Source organism: Paenibacillus planticolens, from assembly GCF_013141725.1.
GTDB classification, from domain to species: domain Bacteria; phylum Bacillota; class Bacilli; order Paenibacillales; family NBRC-103111; genus Paenibacillus_E; species Paenibacillus_E planticolens.
Window position 1 is genome coordinate 35,322 of the sequence record NZ_WHNZ01000085.1, and the last position, 15,468, is coordinate 50,789.

General features: G+C 48.7%; 9 protein-coding genes and 1 pseudogene. 3 read left to right on the forward strand and 7 right to left on the reverse strand.

From position 1 onward, the window contains the following. Positions 1–199 precede the first annotated feature (199 nt). Entirely contained in the window at positions 200–1,843 is a 1,644-nt protein-coding gene (locus tag GC097_RS32225) for a response regulator (RefSeq protein WP_171687357.1), read from the forward strand. After that, entirely contained in the window at positions 1,844–3,652 is a 1,809-nt protein-coding gene (locus tag GC097_RS32230) for a cache domain-containing sensor histidine kinase (protein WP_171687358.1), read from the forward strand. 559 nt (positions 3,653–4,211) lie between these two features. Here the strand turns inward: GC097_RS32230 and GC097_RS32235 are convergent. The 5 genes from GC097_RS32235 to GC097_RS32255 all read right to left on the reverse strand — a co-directional run bounded on the left by GC097_RS32235 (position 4,212) and on the right by GC097_RS32255 (position 9,694). Then, positions 4,212–5,006 carry a sporulation protein gene (locus tag GC097_RS32235; protein ID WP_171687359.1) on the reverse strand — a complete coding sequence of 265 codons (795 nt, stop codon included), beginning with the start codon at positions 5,004–5,006 and terminating at the stop codon, positions 4,212–4,214. Between the two features lie 2 nt (positions 5,007–5,008). Continuing rightward, on the reverse strand, positions 5,009–5,770 hold the full coding sequence (locus GC097_RS32240; RefSeq protein WP_171687360.1) for an AAA family ATPase: 762 nt from the start codon (positions 5,768–5,770) through the stop codon (positions 5,009–5,011). A 117-nt stretch (positions 5,771–5,887) separates the two neighbouring features. After that, positions 5,888–7,351, reverse strand: coding sequence for an RICIN domain-containing protein (locus GC097_RS32245; protein WP_246294591.1), 1,464 nt, complete (start codon positions 7,349–7,351; stop codon positions 5,888–5,890). Between the two features lie 259 nt (positions 7,352–7,610). Further along, positions 7,611–8,531 carry an EamA family transporter gene (locus GC097_RS32250; protein WP_246294592.1) on the reverse strand — a complete coding sequence of 307 codons (921 nt, stop codon included), beginning with the start codon at positions 8,529–8,531 and terminating at the stop codon, positions 7,611–7,613. After that, the gene (locus GC097_RS32255; RefSeq protein ID WP_171687361.1) at positions 8,528–9,694 is read right to left on the reverse strand and encodes an iron-containing alcohol dehydrogenase; all 1,167 of its coding nucleotides are present in this window, start codon (positions 9,692–9,694) and stop codon (positions 8,528–8,530) included. Before GC097_RS32255 ends, GC097_RS32250 begins: the two co-directional genes overlap by 4 nt. A gap of 132 nt (positions 9,695–9,826) precedes the next feature. Here GC097_RS32255 and GC097_RS32260 point away from each other — a divergent pair, with 132 nt between their 5' ends. After that, entirely contained in the window at positions 9,827–10,165 is a 339-nt protein-coding gene (locus tag GC097_RS32260) for a L,D-transpeptidase (RefSeq protein WP_171687362.1), read from the forward strand. Between the two features lie 57 nt (positions 10,166–10,222). On the opposite strand, the gene GC097_RS35385 is transcribed toward GC097_RS32260, so the two are convergent. Further along, positions 10,223–10,675 carry a sensor histidine kinase gene (locus tag GC097_RS35385; protein ID WP_376768442.1) on the reverse strand — a complete coding sequence of 151 codons (453 nt, stop codon included), beginning with the start codon at positions 10,673–10,675 and terminating at the stop codon, positions 10,223–10,225. A gap of 54 nt (positions 10,676–10,729) precedes the next feature. Beyond that, positions 10,730–15,418: pseudogene (locus tag GC097_RS32265) on the reverse strand (AAA family ATPase); the annotation flags it as partial. Between the last annotated feature and the right edge of the window lie 50 nt (positions 15,419–15,468).

Here is a 15,468-nt window from a genome sequence, read left to right on the forward strand (position 1 = left end):
TTAGGAACAAATGAGCTCGCTTTCATTCCTTGCTCTAAGCATAGAACATTACTTTCAATGGCAAAATCCCACTGGTTTTACTTCTATGGTCGTATTCTGACCTGTTTGTTTTTCGACCTTTTTCAAACACGTTTTGTAGCGATTTTAGTATATAATTTAGAAAAAGAACAGATCAGGCCATAATCTTTCGGGGGATATCATGTATAAACTACTCATTGTCGAGGATGAACCACTCATTCGAACAGGCCTCAAGCACTATTTTGACTGGCAGGATCTTCATATCACTTCTATCTTGGAAGCTGACAACGGGATCAACGGCTTAACCCTGGCGCTGCAGGAACAGCCCCATCTCATTATCACAGATATCCGCATGCCGGAGATGGATGGGCTGGAGATGATCGAGCAATTGCGCTCCCGGCTTCCTGATACGGTTTTTGTCATTTTGACAGGTTTTAATGAGTTCGCCTATGCGCAGCAAGCCATTCGGTTGGGCGGTGTGCATGCCTTTTTGCTTAAACCGCTTGAATATGAAGAAAGTTTGGCAACCATCCAAAGCTGCATCCAGGAAGTCGTCGCGAAGCATAAGAAGCGTCAGACCCACTCGGAAATGGTCCAGGAAAGCAAGCTGTTCAAGGGCAGCGAATGGATTCAGCTCCTGCTTGAGGAGCCTGATCAGGCCGTGGCCGATGAGGAGCTGCTACGGCATCTTTTTGAATACAGGAGCGAAAGCTGCTGGTATCAACCTTTTGTCATCACGTGGATGCCAGTGAATGCTGCTGCACCGCTTGCGAAGAGCGAGATCAAACAATTGTCCGCCACGCTGATCGATCATGCGATAACATCGCTGTATCGGCCTGACGCGCCACGTCAACTCATTACTTACACGTTCAAATCCAAATTATACGGAATTGCCATGCTGAATACCCCGCTCGCAGAGGGCGCTCAAGACTTCGCGCTTCAACAGCAAGAGCGCCTTATAAAGCAAGCCGGAGAAAGGCTGCAAGCTTCCTTCTTTATGGCGATCGGGGCATCGACGGACAGGCTGTCAGACCTCGGCCATTTGCTGCAGGGGACGGACAAGGCATTGTGGTCGCGTTATTATCAATCTGAGCGCCATTTGTTCCTTGCAGCTGCCTGCGAAACTGTATATCCAGGCAAAGTATCTCCTATACGATTGAATGATCTGGATAGGAAGCAGCTCTATGAAAGCTTGGAGAGCGCTAATGAGCGGGAACTCAAGCAGCTCCTGCAGCGCTTTGTGAAGGACAAACTGGAATATATGCCGCAGATTGCGCCCTCACGCTGGCTTGCCTTTTTGCAAGAATTGATCGGACTATGCATTAATTTTGCCAATAAAAACAGCATCCCTTTTGAAAGCGTCTACAGCGACAAGTTGTTAAGTCTTGCCTTCGTGGATGATTTCCCCACGCTTGAGGCGCTCTTCGACTGGCTCGGCGATTGGATGGTGCAGTTGGCCACGATATCAAGGGACGGCTCGCTGTCTGATCAGCAGCAGGACGTGCTCATTTTTGAACACATCGCATCCTTCATTAAACAGAACATTGCCGAAGACGTGACGCTGCAAATGGTAGCCGACCGCTTCTTCTACAATCCTTCTTACTTAAGCCGCCTGTTCAAAAGAAAGCTGGACAAAAATTACATGCGTTTTGTTACGGAAATCCGAATTGCCTACGCTCAGGAACTGTTAAAAAAGCCCGACTATTTAATAACGGACATCTGTACGATGTGCGGCTACAAAAGCTACAAACATTTCGTCAAAACCTTTGGCATCATCGCCCAAATGACACCCACCGAATATCGCAAAAAATGGGGTTGGTCCTAAATGTTGAACTGGAAACAGCTGACCCGGCAAGTCCGGATGAAGCATGTCAATCATCAAATCTTCGTGCTGATGATCCTGATTATTACGATACCTTTATTGATCATTTCGGTTATCATCTATTTATTTTCCATACAGGCCGTCAAAAACGAGTACCAAAGCAGCTCCAACTTAATTCTTACGAATTTGTCCTTTAACATTGATCAGTACCTGCAGAGCATCGAAAAAGGCACGCTGAATGCGCAAATGGACGGGCAGCTCCAAATTGCGCTGGAACATTGGACATTAGCCGGTGAAGACAACGGCAACGATCAGATGATTGTGTACGGCAACACGATCGAGCATTTTATCAGTTCCATCGAGATGACAATCAAGAACGTGGACAGCGTTCAAATTTACGCAGGTTCACGAATGTTCTACTCGACGAATTTTAATCGTTCGGATTACGATGTGAAGGATTTTACGCATGAAGACTGGTATATGCAAACACAGCAAAGAGCAGGCGGCATCGTGCTTTTCGGCGCGCATCTGCCCTTTCATCGGGTGAACGCCAAGGAATCCGTCATTTCCATCGCCAGAGTCATTAACAAAGTGGGCAGCAAGCAGCCGATCGGCGTCATGCTGATCGACATCCGTTTGGATTCCTTGCGGGAAATTCTGAAACTGTCGGAGAACCGCCAACGCTCTTTTCTTATCATTGACGACAAAGGCGGCATTATTTACAATTCGGACCGCAACCAATCGATGACTAATTTATCGGCAACGCTGAAGGATCAGGCCATTCAATCCGTCCTGGAGCACGATTCCGGAAGCTTTTATGCCAATTTTTCCGGCGTCGATTCGTATATTAACTTTGTCACTTCTTCGTATTCCGGCTGGAAAGTCATTCAATATATCGATGAGAAGGAAATGACCAAGCAAGCCAACATTTTGATCAAAATTGTCCTGGCCTTAGCCTTCCTCTCCCTGGGCACAGCGCTACTCTTCATGTTCATCCTATCAGCGCGGGTGACCAAACCGATCATCCTGCTTAGCAGGCAGGTCAAATTGGTCGGGTTAGGAAAATTCGACGTCGATTTGAGCAGCGACCGGCAGGATGAATTCGGCGTCTTGTACCAGGGCATCCGTAAAATGGTGGAGGACCTCCAAAGCTATATCGAGCGCTCGGCCATGGCAAAGGTGCAGCAAAAAATAGCTCAATTCGGAGCCTTAAAGAGCCAAATTAATCCGCATTTTCTCGCTAATGTGCTCGAATCTATTCAAATGAAGGCGATTATCAACGGACAGCGGGATATCAGTGAAATGGTCGGCATGATCGGACGTCTGTTCCGCATCCATATCCAGACCGGCAAAGAGACGGTGACGCTGCGGGAAGAGCTGGAGCATATCCGGTTATATGTGAAAATTCAACAGCTTCGCTTCGGTGATAAAATTCAGTATACCGAGCGGCTTGCGGAGGACAGCTCCGAGCTGCAAGTTATTCATTTCTCCCTCCAGCCCCTGATCGAGAATGCCATCGTACATGGATTGGAACGTTCAAAAGGGCCGGGTTTGCTTGAAGTATCTACCGTCAAATCCGGCAACGACATGCTCATTATGATTAAGGACAATGGCGTGGGCATGGACGAGGAAAAGCTGCAGCGCTTGCAACTAAGGCTCGCCCAGCCTTCCGACACGTTAGACGAAGCCCATATCGGGATTAAAAACGTACATGATCGTATCTGCTTCTATTTTGGCGAACAGTACGGCCTCACTTTGTACAGTCAATTGGGAGAAGGCACGACTGTCATCATTCGTCTTCCGATGAAATAAGAGAAAGGGAACTCCATTCCCTTATTTAGACGAAAAACGAAGTTTCGGGGCGTGGAGGGGAACTGTAGGGTCTTATTTCGCCTCCATCCTCCTGCTACGTGTCCAGTGTGGCGAAATAGCGGCCCCTAGTTCCCTCTCCTTCGCCTAATGGGCTGTTTTCGTCAGAATAGCGTCCTGTAGTTCCCCTTGCTAGTCTTCGCGCTCCCCCTTTCCACGTGGTAACTGCAATAAGTACAGGTAATTTGAATGTTTTAGTGCTTTTTAGCTAACTTTGATGTAAATAGTGCAGGTAATTTCGTTGAAATGAGCCATTTTGGCCCTTTCTAGTAAATTTACCTGCACAAAATACAGGTAATGATTTGATACTGGATGGAGGATGCTGATTTTGATGTACTTTTTGCAGTTGAGCTGAGTAGGCTCCTCCTATACCGGCCTGCAACTAGCAGCATGCGTAGAGCAGTTGTGCTCAAGCCAAAAAAGGGCCATCCCCAAGTCATTCAGACCCTTGGAGACAACCCCTTTTTACTCACGGCACTTCAATCCTCATTTGCCCATGCAATTAAACATCCAGCAGCTCGTCAAAAATGCCTCTGAACTGATCCGCCACCGATTCAGCGCCCTCCTCCAGCTCTTCCCTGCTGAAATAGTAACGGTGATGGGATTCATCCGTGTCCAGCAAATCCGACAACAGCCCGCCGAAGCCGCGCGTTCTGCGGTCAAGCTCCAGGAGGACCTCAACGCCCTCCGCGTCCGGATAGAAAACAAGCTCCAACTCATCCACCGAGCTGCGGTATTCCCCATTTTGATAAGGGACAAACTCAAAGTTTTGAATAAATGGCAGATGATAATTACGCTGCGGGTAATATTCGTTCTCTGCCTTACGCAGATGAAAGCCCAGTTCTTCCAGCGCTTCAAAAATAACCGACGTGTGCGGGTGAGCCAGCACCTCGATAGGATCGCGATCGGACGGATCAACCGCGTTGTCAATATCCATTCCCGTATGTATCCAGATCGGGCTCACGCCAATCGAAATTGGCGTCTCATGCGGCAGCACGAAGTGAAAAGGGATCTCCACCGTTTCTCCCGGCGCAAGAACAAGACTTTCCCCCAGCAGGATGTTAGCTACCACGACCGTTTCTCTGTTCATGCGATTCGAATCGTTATCCGCGGGCTTGAGGTATTCCGTCATAATTTGAAAGTAAATTTTGTCTACTTTTTGCGGGGCACTGCCGCCTTTGGCAAGGACAACACCTTCTACCAGCTCGCCGGGAATGAATGCCTCCGTATGAAACTGCGCATCGATATCGATGTTCCCGATCCCAACTTTGGCCATCATTTTCTTGAAGAATGACATGACTACGAATCCTCCCCCTCTTCATCCTCAAAAAGAGCCCGGAAATACCGCTCTCGATGATTCAAAAAATCTCTCGTTAAATTATAATGATCCGTATCTTCATACGCGACAGGCTCAATGGCGGTTTCAGTGAACTGCAAAATTTGCGCGTCCGGATAGGCCATAATAATGGGAGAATGCGTCGCAATAATAAATTGCGCTTGACCCGACTTGTCCAATTCCTGAATAATTCTTAGGAATGTCAATTGATTCTGCGGCGAAAGCGCCGACTCAGGCTCATCCAGCAAGTACAAGCCCTTGCGATCCAACCGATTTTTGAAAAAAGTCAAAAAAGCTTGACCGTGCGACTGCTCATTTAAGGATTTGCCCCCATATGGCGCGTAGGCTTGGTACCCGATATAGGGATCCTTCGCCATCTCATCGATATAACCGGCAAATGTGTCAAAGGTCTCCGCACGAAAAAAGAGCCCTTGACTTACTTTGGGGAGCCACGACAGTTTCATGATATTCGCTAGCGATTCATCATCTTTTTCTTTTTTTATCGTTAAATCCCTGCCGCCGACCACGCTGAATCCGCAGGAGACGCCGATCGCTTCCAGCAGCGTTGACTTGCCCGAACCGTTATCCCCGATAAAGAAGGTGACATTGGATCGAAATCTGTATTCGCTAAAATGTTGAATTGCCTTGATGTTAAAAGGAAAGAACTTTTTCTCCGCTTCGGACAGCTCAGACCACTCCAAAGCAATTCGCTGCAAGAATGGCATATAAGCCTCCTTTTACTAATCCCAAAATTTAGGGTGCTTCCCTTTCACTTTACACGAAAGCCAACATAAAAATCCACCCCGCTATAGATTCCTCTACAGCAGGGCAGCCGCTATCGCCTATTCAACCTTCAACAACCGCCATTGCTGGTTTTTGCCGCCATTGTCCGTATACTGGATGGCTGCGCCGCCACTTTCTTTGGAGCCGCCGGAAATGTCAATAATCTTACCGGTCGCCCGATTTTTCAATTTAAAATTGCCGGCTCCGCTATCGACAACTTGCCAATGCTGACTGGTCCAGCCACCGTCAGACCACTGCTCAATCACAGCGCCGTCAGCGGTCGAACCGCTTTCCACGCCGATAATTTTACCGCTTCCGCGGTTTTGAATTTTATAGTACCCGCTTCCCGCGCTAATGAACTGCCACTGCTGGCTGTACCAACCGCTGTCGATATACTGCTCCAAATCATCCCCGTTCGCCGTGCCTTGGTTCACCACATTCAGCGCTTTGCCGCCGTTGCGGTTCTCAAGAATATAATAAGCGCTCGTATCGATCGCCGGCGATAAGGCTGTTATCGTTCCCGTGCCTGTATCGATCGTTACGTTGCTGCCCCAACTCAGCGATAGCGAGGTGTTCGTCGGGAACTGCAGCGGCAGCCACACATAACGGGATTCCATCACTTTCCCGCTCCAAGCTCCTGCCCATCGGTCACCCATATATAAATAAGACGTTGTGCTGGAGCCATCGACCGGTAGCACGTAAGCGCTTTGCGAATCGTAAGTCGTCCCATCGCCAAAATTGCTAAGTCCGCTCCACGTGCCGGTAACGGAACTCGCTGTGGCATATTTGCCTTGGTTAGGATCCCAGCCGGTTGCGCCCGAGGTTACTAGGAAGTACACACTGCCTCGTTTGAACATGGCCGGAGCTTCTCGATACTGACCAGCCCATAATGTTTGAACCAACGAGTCCACGCCAAGGAAATCAGGAGTCAATTTATAAATATTCATATCGGCATTCACGCGAGTTGCTGAAATTAAGTAAGCCGTTCCATTATCGTTGAACACCGTCATATCACGGGAATCATTCCCAAGCGGGCGGAAACTGCCATGATACGTGTACGCGCCGTCCACAGTGCTCGACGAGGCAACCGCCGTGCGGGCCTGCCCGTAATCGACGCCATTTTCCCAATGCATCCACAATACGTATTTGCCCGTTGAACTATTATAAATGACTTTCGGTCTTTCGATATTGGATACCCCCAGCTCCGCTGCGGAATTTTTTGTGAGAACATCGCCGCGGTATTCCCATGTTTTAAGATTGCTGGAGCGATAGCAGGAAACGGCTTTAAAAGTCCCATCCGCATTGCGGTTCTCCCCGAACCAATAATAGTAGCTGCCAACTTTAAGGACACCTCCGCCATGTGCGTGAATCACATTTCCGCTTGTATCCTTAAATTGGATGCCACTCTGCACGGTGACGGCAGCCGCCTCTGTTTCCTTCGCAAACAGGAAACTGCCCACCGTTAGCAGACCCAACAAAGCTGCAAGCATGAAGCTGAACAAGCGCAAACCAGGTTTTCTCATCAAATGAATCCATCCTCTCAATGATTGTTTTTGTCGGACTAGTCCTTTTGACAAAGGCTTAAGCGTTAACATCACTCTAATTAAGCGCTTACAACAATATCCGCCAACCACCTCCTTCGCTTCCACCATATAAGAAATCCAGCCCTCTTTCCACTGCATAATCCCGCACAACTATGAACTTTTCATACTTTTTGAAGTGAACTTTGAGCATACAAAAAAGGTGAACTCCTCATCGTCACGATGCAGAGTCCACCTGATCCTAATTCATATCCAATTGCTTCTTCTTCCAAAGCTTCATCATTTCAGGCAGAGCGATACCGAACATGGTAATAATCACTCCTGCCCACTGCAGCGCAGAAACAGTTTCGTGAAGCACAACGAAAGACATGATGACGGCCGTCGGCAATTCTGCCGCACTCATGATGGTGGCAATTCCCCCGCCAATCCTTGGAACGCCGATCGCGAAGAACAATGGCGGTATGACGACGCCGAAGAAGGCTAGCAGCAGCGCCCATGGCAGTAGCTCTTGATGCAAGGAGCCATTGAACAGAAAGTGTGGCGGATACACGAGCATAACCAAAATCAATGACCCTGATTGCATAATTGCACTGCGTGTAATTGGCGCAAGCGTACTGGAAACTTTGCCGCTGAACATAATGAAAAGCGCATAAGTCAGCGCAGAGAGCAGTCCGAGTCCAATACCGATCAACGCCGGCGCTTCTTGACCGCCCTGCAAATACCCGCTCGCCATAATAATTCCGATAAATAAAATGCAGAGCGCAACGACTTTATCTTTCCCCGGACGCTTCCGCTCCGTTACAGCCTCAAGCAGAATTCCAATCCATGTAAATTGAAACAAAAGGATAATGGCAAAAGATGCTGAAATATACTGCAGAGCCGCGTAATAAAAAATACCGGTTAATCCCGAGGTGGTTCCCACCGCCATGAGCGACAAAGCTTGCCGCGGCGCTACTTTCGTCTTCACAGGCTGGCTCTGGCCGCCGCGATTGGATTTGGACGCAACGAAAGCCATCGTCCAAATCATCAGCACACCGAACAAGTTTTGGCTGCCAACCACTTCCCCTACGTGGAAACCCGATTCATAAGCTTTTTTGACAAATGTGGATAACAAGCCAAAGCTGCAGGCGCCAGCGAGCACGAACAAATAATATTTCATCATAGGCAGCGCGTCAAAATATCTCTGACTGTATCCCGTGTCATCATTTTGTAATTCCCCACCGTGTCCTTCATGAAGGACTTATGAATTAACTCCTCAAGTCTGGCATCATCGATCCCATAATCCGCCAAACAATTCGGGGCGCCTAGCGAATTCCAGAATTGACGCAGGGCGTCAATGCCTTCACTCGCAATTTCGTGATCGGTTTTGCCTGCCGGATCGACACCGAAAACAGCCAAGGCCAGCTTTTTCATTCGTGAAGGATCATCTTCCGCGCAATGCTTCATCCAATTCGGATAAACAATGGCCAGCCCGCCGCCGTGCGGAATGTCATAGACCGCAGACAAGCCGTGCTCAATCTGATGGGATGCCCAATCTCCGCCATCCGTGCCGCTTGACAGAAGTCCGTTGAAGGCGGTAGTTCCCGCATACATGATTGTCGCTCTATGCTCGTAGCTGTGCAGGTCTTCAAGCAGTTTAGGCGCAGCTTCCATGACCGTCAGGAGGACAGACTCCATGAAACGGTCCATCATCGGCGTATTTTCCGTAAGGTGGAAATATTGCTCAAGCACATGGGACATCATATCGACGATGCCATATACCGTTTGATCTAAAGGTACCGAATACGTATATTCCGGGTCCAATATAGAGAAGGCCGGATAAGCCAGAGGACTGCTCCAGCCGCGTTTCTCATTTTTCTCCCAATGCGTGATCACGGAAATATTGTTCATCTCCGAGCCGGTAGCCGCGAGCGTCAGCACCGTACCGAACGGCAGCGCTCTAACAGGGACCGCTTTGCGCGTAATGATGTCCCAAACATCCCCCTCATAATAAGCGCCGACCGAAATCGCTTTGACACAGTCGATCACGCTGCCCCCGCCTACGGCAAGAATAAGATCAATATCGCGCTCCCGGCAAAGGCTAATCCCTTTCTTTACGGTTGTAAGCCGCGGATTCGGCTCAACGCCGAACAGCTCAAACACTTCTGCTTGCATATGGTCAAGCTGTCCTTTAACAGCTTCGTAGACGCCATTATTCTTGATGCTTCCGCCGCCATATACGAGCAATACTTTTTTGCCCGTAGTGCCAAGTTCGAGCGCTAGCTGCTCGATTTGCCCTTTTCCAAACCATAATTTGGTTGGATTGAATTGTAAAAAAGATTGCATGTCTGTAGCTCCCTTGGATGACTGATATCTAACTAGAGCAGTATACCACAAGTCCGTTTCAATTTGAAAAAAACAGAAGCGCCCTGTTCCCTTCAGGAATACCCACATAGGATAGACGGAGGTGAAAATCCTATGCCCAAATACCGCATCATCGTCGATCTGTCTCATTTCCAATTACATTTGCTCGATGTAAACCGCGTCGTGCGGAGCTTCCCTGTAGGTATCGGCCGAATGGTAACCAAAACACCCACCGGGGAGTTTACCATTATCAATAAAGAACCCAATCCCGGCGGACCCTTCGGCGTCTTCTGGATGGGGTTAAGCAAGCCGCATTACGGCATCCACGGGACGAACGATCCCTCCTCCATTGGCAAGCTTACCTCTCACGGTTGCATCCGAATGTACAACGAGGATGTGCTGGAATTGGCCGCACTTGTCCCCATCCACACCCGTGTGACAATTCGGCCATAGCAAAGAGCTGTCCTTCCATGCAGCTTCTTTGCATGAGGACAGCTCTTGTAAGCATTGCTAGATCCGGTGTACAGGTAAGGAGAACGAAATGCTGCAGCCTTTGCCCAGGCGGCTTTCCGCCCAGATTTGTCCGCCGTGGTATTGCACAATCTCTTTGGCTATCGCCAAACCAAGACCGCTGCCGCCCGACGTACTGCGTGATTTGGACACTTTGTAAAACCTTTCAAAAATGTGCGGCAAATCCTCTTCGCTAATTCCCACGCCAGTATCGGTAACCCGGATTACAAGCTCGCTGGGATCGCCTTTGATTTCCACTCGTACATGAATGAAACCGCCTCTAGCCGAGAACTTTATGGCATTGTAAATAATATTCGCATACACCTGCTCAATGCGGTCTATATCTACGGTTAGGAGCATCTCTTCGCCTTCCGACTGCGCCATGTCCAGTGTGTAGGTGATGCCTGCATTGGCGCAATCCAGCTCATACTTGGCAAACAGTTGACACACCATCGATTGGCAGGAAGTAGGCGCAAGTTGGAAATGGAACTGCTTCGTTTCCAAGCGGCTCAACTGGTAGAGATCAGTAATCAACCGCTGAATGCCGACGATCCGCATATGGACGACCGAAAGGTACTTTCTTTGCTCTTCCGGCTCTTGAATAACCCCGTCCAGAATCGCCTCTACATAACCTTGAATGGACGTTAGCGGCGTACCCAAATCATGTGAAATATTGGACAGCAGGTCGCGCCGGGACGTCTCCATGAGAATCAATTCGTTCGTCCGCTCTTTGACTTTGGACTCCAAATCATTATAAAGTCTCGCATTCTCAATCGAAATTGCCGCCTGCGCGGACAGCAGTTTGATAATATCAAGACGGTCCGACGTAAAGGCATTGCGAATTAAATTGTTTTCAAGATAAAAAACGCCGACTAAATTGCCCTGGTGCAGGATCGGCTCGCAAAAAATCGACTTGCCTTCGGCTGCCCGAATATAGGGATCATGCGTGAAAATGCCTTTATTCGCCGCATCATCCAAAACAACGCCTTCCTTGGTCCTGGCAACGAACTGGATCACAGCAGCCGGAAGATCTTCTCTCGTTTCAAGAGCTACCGGACTAACGATACAGGAGTCTTTGCCGTCTGTAGCCAGCATTTCTGCCTCGACGTACAAGCTGTCTTTTTCCTTGAGGACAAGGATGCTGCGCTCAGCGCCTGAGGAGTAGGTTACAATTTCCATCAAACGTTTGATCAGCTGCTCCAAGTTGACTTCGCTGGATAAAGACCTGGACGTATTCATAATCGTCATAAAATCCAGCGCCTGCAGCGAGTAGTCGCTAATATTCGTCGTACTCCAGTCCTGCTGCTCTTTCAGGGAGGTTAAATAGTTCGGATATCTTAGCTTCAACTCGTCAGCCTTCGCTTTTGCGCCCCAACTTAAATAACCGTAATACGCGTCTATGAAGTAGGTTTTGGCAATCTTCTCGCGGCCTGCGTCTTTGTACAGTTTTCCCGCCAGCTCGCAGGCTATCGCTTCATGTTGAATGAAGCCCTGTTCCCTTGCTTGCCGGATGGACAATTCGTAGTACTGCTCGGCTTTCTGGAAATTCCCCGTGACACGGCTCCACTCGGCATGCATCAATGAGCTGAGGTGCGAGAAATTTTCCCGGCCGTGGGAGGCCCACTTGTCCATTTTGCGCAGCATTTTGCCCATCTGCTTGGCGAACGCCTTCTGCTCAAGGATCGATGCTTCCTTATACATCGCCGCAATCGACAAAGCATGATAGAAATAGTTTTCAGGAATATGGAACAAGCCGAAGGATACAGACTGCATAGGCTCTGCTTCTTTGCTGGTCTTTAGAGCCGCTTCGTATTGACCGAACAAATAGTACAGCATTATTTTTTTAACCTTATATTCATGCAAAATAACTTGATTCGGATGGATTTCCAGCTTCCGGACAAAACGCTCTTCCTGCTCCTCATCCGTGCCGATAATCAGAGGATTCCCGGCCTTCCCTTCCAAATTCTGAATCACCATGCGCAGCATTTCCAGCATGAGCAGCGTATCGTGATGGTTCGTTTGTTCCAGGATGCGGTAATTTTTGCTGAGATCGTCCTGCACTTCCGGGAGCGGCACGCCTTGAAAATCTTTCGTCAGCACCTGATAGGTCAGCGCATAACCGGCGAAAACGAGATCTCCGTCTTCGATTCCGCTTTTGAACGACTCGTTCAATTGCTCCAAGCACACCGGCAGCGGTTTGACCCAAGGCGTAACAAACAATCCAAAGGAAAAGTGACTTTTGCTGCGATACTGATGGGATTGGAAGCGGGCATTTAATCGCTGTCCGAGCTGCCCGTACTGATAGCCGAGCTGGTAATCTCCGAAACCTGAACCCAGGATTAATCCGTAGGACCCAAACACGTAGGACATAACTGGCGTATTGCCATATTTCAACGCATGCTTAGTCATAATGAACATGAAAAGCACGAACAAATTCGTGTTGACGAAGTACGCCGATACCGCGATACTCATCATCAAATTCATTAATTTGAAACGGTACTCATCTTCCATGATCGGCAAATCGTAAAGTTGAAGCGTATTTTTACGTCCGATCTTTGTTTTAAGGTTCACATAGGCCAGAAATATGTTCAAACTGGTTGGCTCACTCGGGATGCGCAGCCCTTGTTCAGCTAACGCTTTTAGGCCCACCTCCACACTTTTGCGCTGTTTCCCCACGTTTGTGTACAAAATAACCTGCAAGTTATACACTTCCAGCTTCAGCTCGTTCGTACGCGCGTCGAGGAGCAATTGCTCATAGGAGGTTTCCGCCTCATCGGCCTGGCCGTTCAAATATAGCACCTCAGACTTCTCAAGCCGGATAGAGAAGCTGAGATCCGCCATCTCTTTATCCTCAACCAGCTTCAGCAGAGCCAAAGCCTTATTGTAATACTGGAGTGCGGAACGATAGGCGTTCGAGGATTTGGCTTTACGGCCTGCGCGAAGGTTAAACTCCAGCAGCTTAATAATCTCCTGACGTTCAACTAACAAGCCGGAACCGATGTTCATATGATTCACAATATCGAATAAGCGCTGCTCGATTTGTGCTTCTGGCAAAAATTCCAACAGCTTGCGGGCAATGTGCAAGTGTTTCTCCGGCAGAATGGACTGTTCGATCGAGCCATAGACAGCTTCTTGAATGGAATCATGGACGAACATGAAACGAATGTCCTGTGCGGCTGAATTGCCAGGCATATCCGTATAAAATTTATAATCCGTGCCGACCGGGATGATCAGTCCCGTCTGAATGGAAACTTCCAGCTCCTGCAAAACCTCTTCAAACGATGTCATGGCAATGATGCCGAGCGCCTCCAGGTCAAAGGTCGCTCCTAAGCAAGCAGCCTGCCTCAATAAATATTGCGTTCGGGATGGCATGCGCAGCAGCTTCTCTGCAAGGAGGAACATGAGATTGTCCGTAATTCGGAGCTTCTGAATTTCATTCATATCCCAAATCCAACGATTGGCTTCATAGCTGTAGGCGACCAAATTTTGTTCATACAGGGCGGTCAGGAATTGCTTGACGAAAAAAGGATTGCCTCCTGTTTTTTGCAGAACAAGCTGCGCCAATTCAGCAACGTGCTGCTGCTCCGTCTTCAACGACTCGGCAACCAACTGCTTGACAGCGGATAGTTCCAGAGCCTTCAGCACAATGCGTTCCGAAACAAGCCGCTCCGGCAATTTGTCCAATAATTGAACATGCATGGAGGATAGCCAGTTAGTATCATGCTCACTGCGGTACGAGCCTATAAAGAGGAAATGACTCATTTGCGAGTCGCTTAACAACAGATCGATGAAATGCAAGGATGCCGCATCCGCCCACTGCAAATCATCAAGGAACAGGACAATCGGTCTTTCTTTCGTGCAAAAGATAAGCAGAAATTGCTGCAGTAAGAAATGCAGCCGGTTTTGCGTTTCCTGCGGGGGAAGCTGCTTCGCATTGGGCTGCTCGCCGATCAGCAGTTCGAGCTCAGGAATAAGATCGATTAAGACTTTGCCGCTTGTTCCCAACACTTTGAGCAAACGTCCGCGATATTCTTCAATTTGCTGATCTTTCTCCGTCAATAACTGACGGACGAGCTGCCGCAGCGCTCTGGACAGCGCATGATAGGACACATGCTGTTTACCGGGCTCAAACCGTCCCGATATGAACCACGTGTTGTCCTTCATGGACGCTTTCATCGTCTCCGCGATGAGAAACGATTTGCCGAAACCGGACTCCCCGGTGACCCACACGGCTTCCAATGAGCCATGCACGGCACGTCCGTAAACATGCAGCAGCCTGTCAATTTCCTGGGCTCGTCCATACAACCCCTGAGGAATTTGGAACATATCCGTCATATCGTAGAGACCGATGGTAAAGTCTTGGAAATCGTCCGGTGAGTTAACCATCATGAGGCAATGCTCGAGATCCTGAATGATGCCGTAGGCGCTTTGATAGCGGTCTTCCGCATTTTTAGCGAGAAGCTTCATCACGATATCGGAGAGCGGCTTTGGTATGTCCATTCGAATGCTGTCCGGAGGAATTGGCGTCACCGCGAAATGACAGTGAATGAGTTCCACGGGATCTTCCGTTTGGAAGGGAAGCCGGCCGGTGAGCATTTCGTAGAACGTAACCCCAAGCGAGTAATAGTCCGTGCGGTAATCGATGATCCGATTCATTCGGCCTGTTTGCTCAGGGGACATGTAGAAGAGCGTTCCCTCCAGCAGCAGCGGGTCCAACATTTCTTGACGTTCTCTCGTAAAGGAGGAAATACTGAAATCCGCCAGCTTCATGATCTTTTTATCCGGATTAATAATGATGTTGCTTGGCTTAATATCTTTATGAATAACGTATCGCTGATGAATGTCCCCGACGACTTTGACCAATTGAATGGCTGCGGTTAAAAAGGCTTGAAGCGACTGGCGAAAGACAGGAAAAAAAGCCGACAACGTATCGCCGTCGAAATCTTCCAGAACGAGCGCAATGCTGTTCTGATACTTAGGCAGCCCCAGCGGTTTCACAATGCCGGGGATGTCCAGCATTTTACCGATTTCATACTCGCGCTTCAATCGTGCCACATCCGCAGAAACCGGAAAGTCGGACCGCAGTGTTTTAATAATCACTTTCTCCATAGTCGGTCTATGGATGGCACGGAAAAGCACGGTCCGTTCGCCTTGATAAATCTGTCTGATCAATTCATATTCCGGCAAAATTAACATAAAATCCTCCTAGTAACCTTGCAGCCACATACCGTTTAACAGGACAAACG

Bases quoted from the DNA above. Each gene is read 5' to 3' on its own strand.
- GC097_RS32260 (WP_171687362.1), top strand. From the start codon at position 9,827: ATGCCCAAATACCGCATCATCGTCGATCTGTCTCATTTCCAATTACAT.
- GC097_RS32245 (WP_246294591.1), bottom strand. From the start codon at position 7,351: ATGAGAAAACCTGGTTTGCGCTTGTTCAGCTTCATGCTTGCAGCTTTG.
- GC097_RS32250 (WP_246294592.1), bottom strand. From the start codon at position 8,531: ATGATGAAATATTATTTGTTCGTGCTCGCTGGCGCCTGCAGCTTTGGC.
- GC097_RS32240 (WP_171687360.1), bottom strand. From the start codon at position 5,770: ATGCCATTCTTGCAGCGAATTGCTTTGGAGTGGTCTGAGCTGTCCGAA.
- GC097_RS35385 (WP_376768442.1), bottom strand. From the start codon at position 10,675: ATGGTGTGTCAACTGTTTGCCAAGTATGAGCTGGATTGCGCCAATGCA.
- GC097_RS32225 (WP_171687357.1), top strand. From the start codon at position 200: ATGTATAAACTACTCATTGTCGAGGATGAACCACTCATTCGAACAGGC.
- GC097_RS32255 (WP_171687361.1), bottom strand. From the start codon at position 9,694: ATGCAATCTTTTTTACAATTCAATCCAACCAAATTATGGTTTGGAAAA.
- GC097_RS32235 (WP_171687359.1), bottom strand. From the start codon at position 5,006: ATGTCATTCTTCAAGAAAATGATGGCCAAAGTTGGGATCGGGAACATC.
- GC097_RS32230 (WP_171687358.1), top strand. From the start codon at position 1,844: ATGTTGAACTGGAAACAGCTGACCCGGCAAGTCCGGATGAAGCATGTC.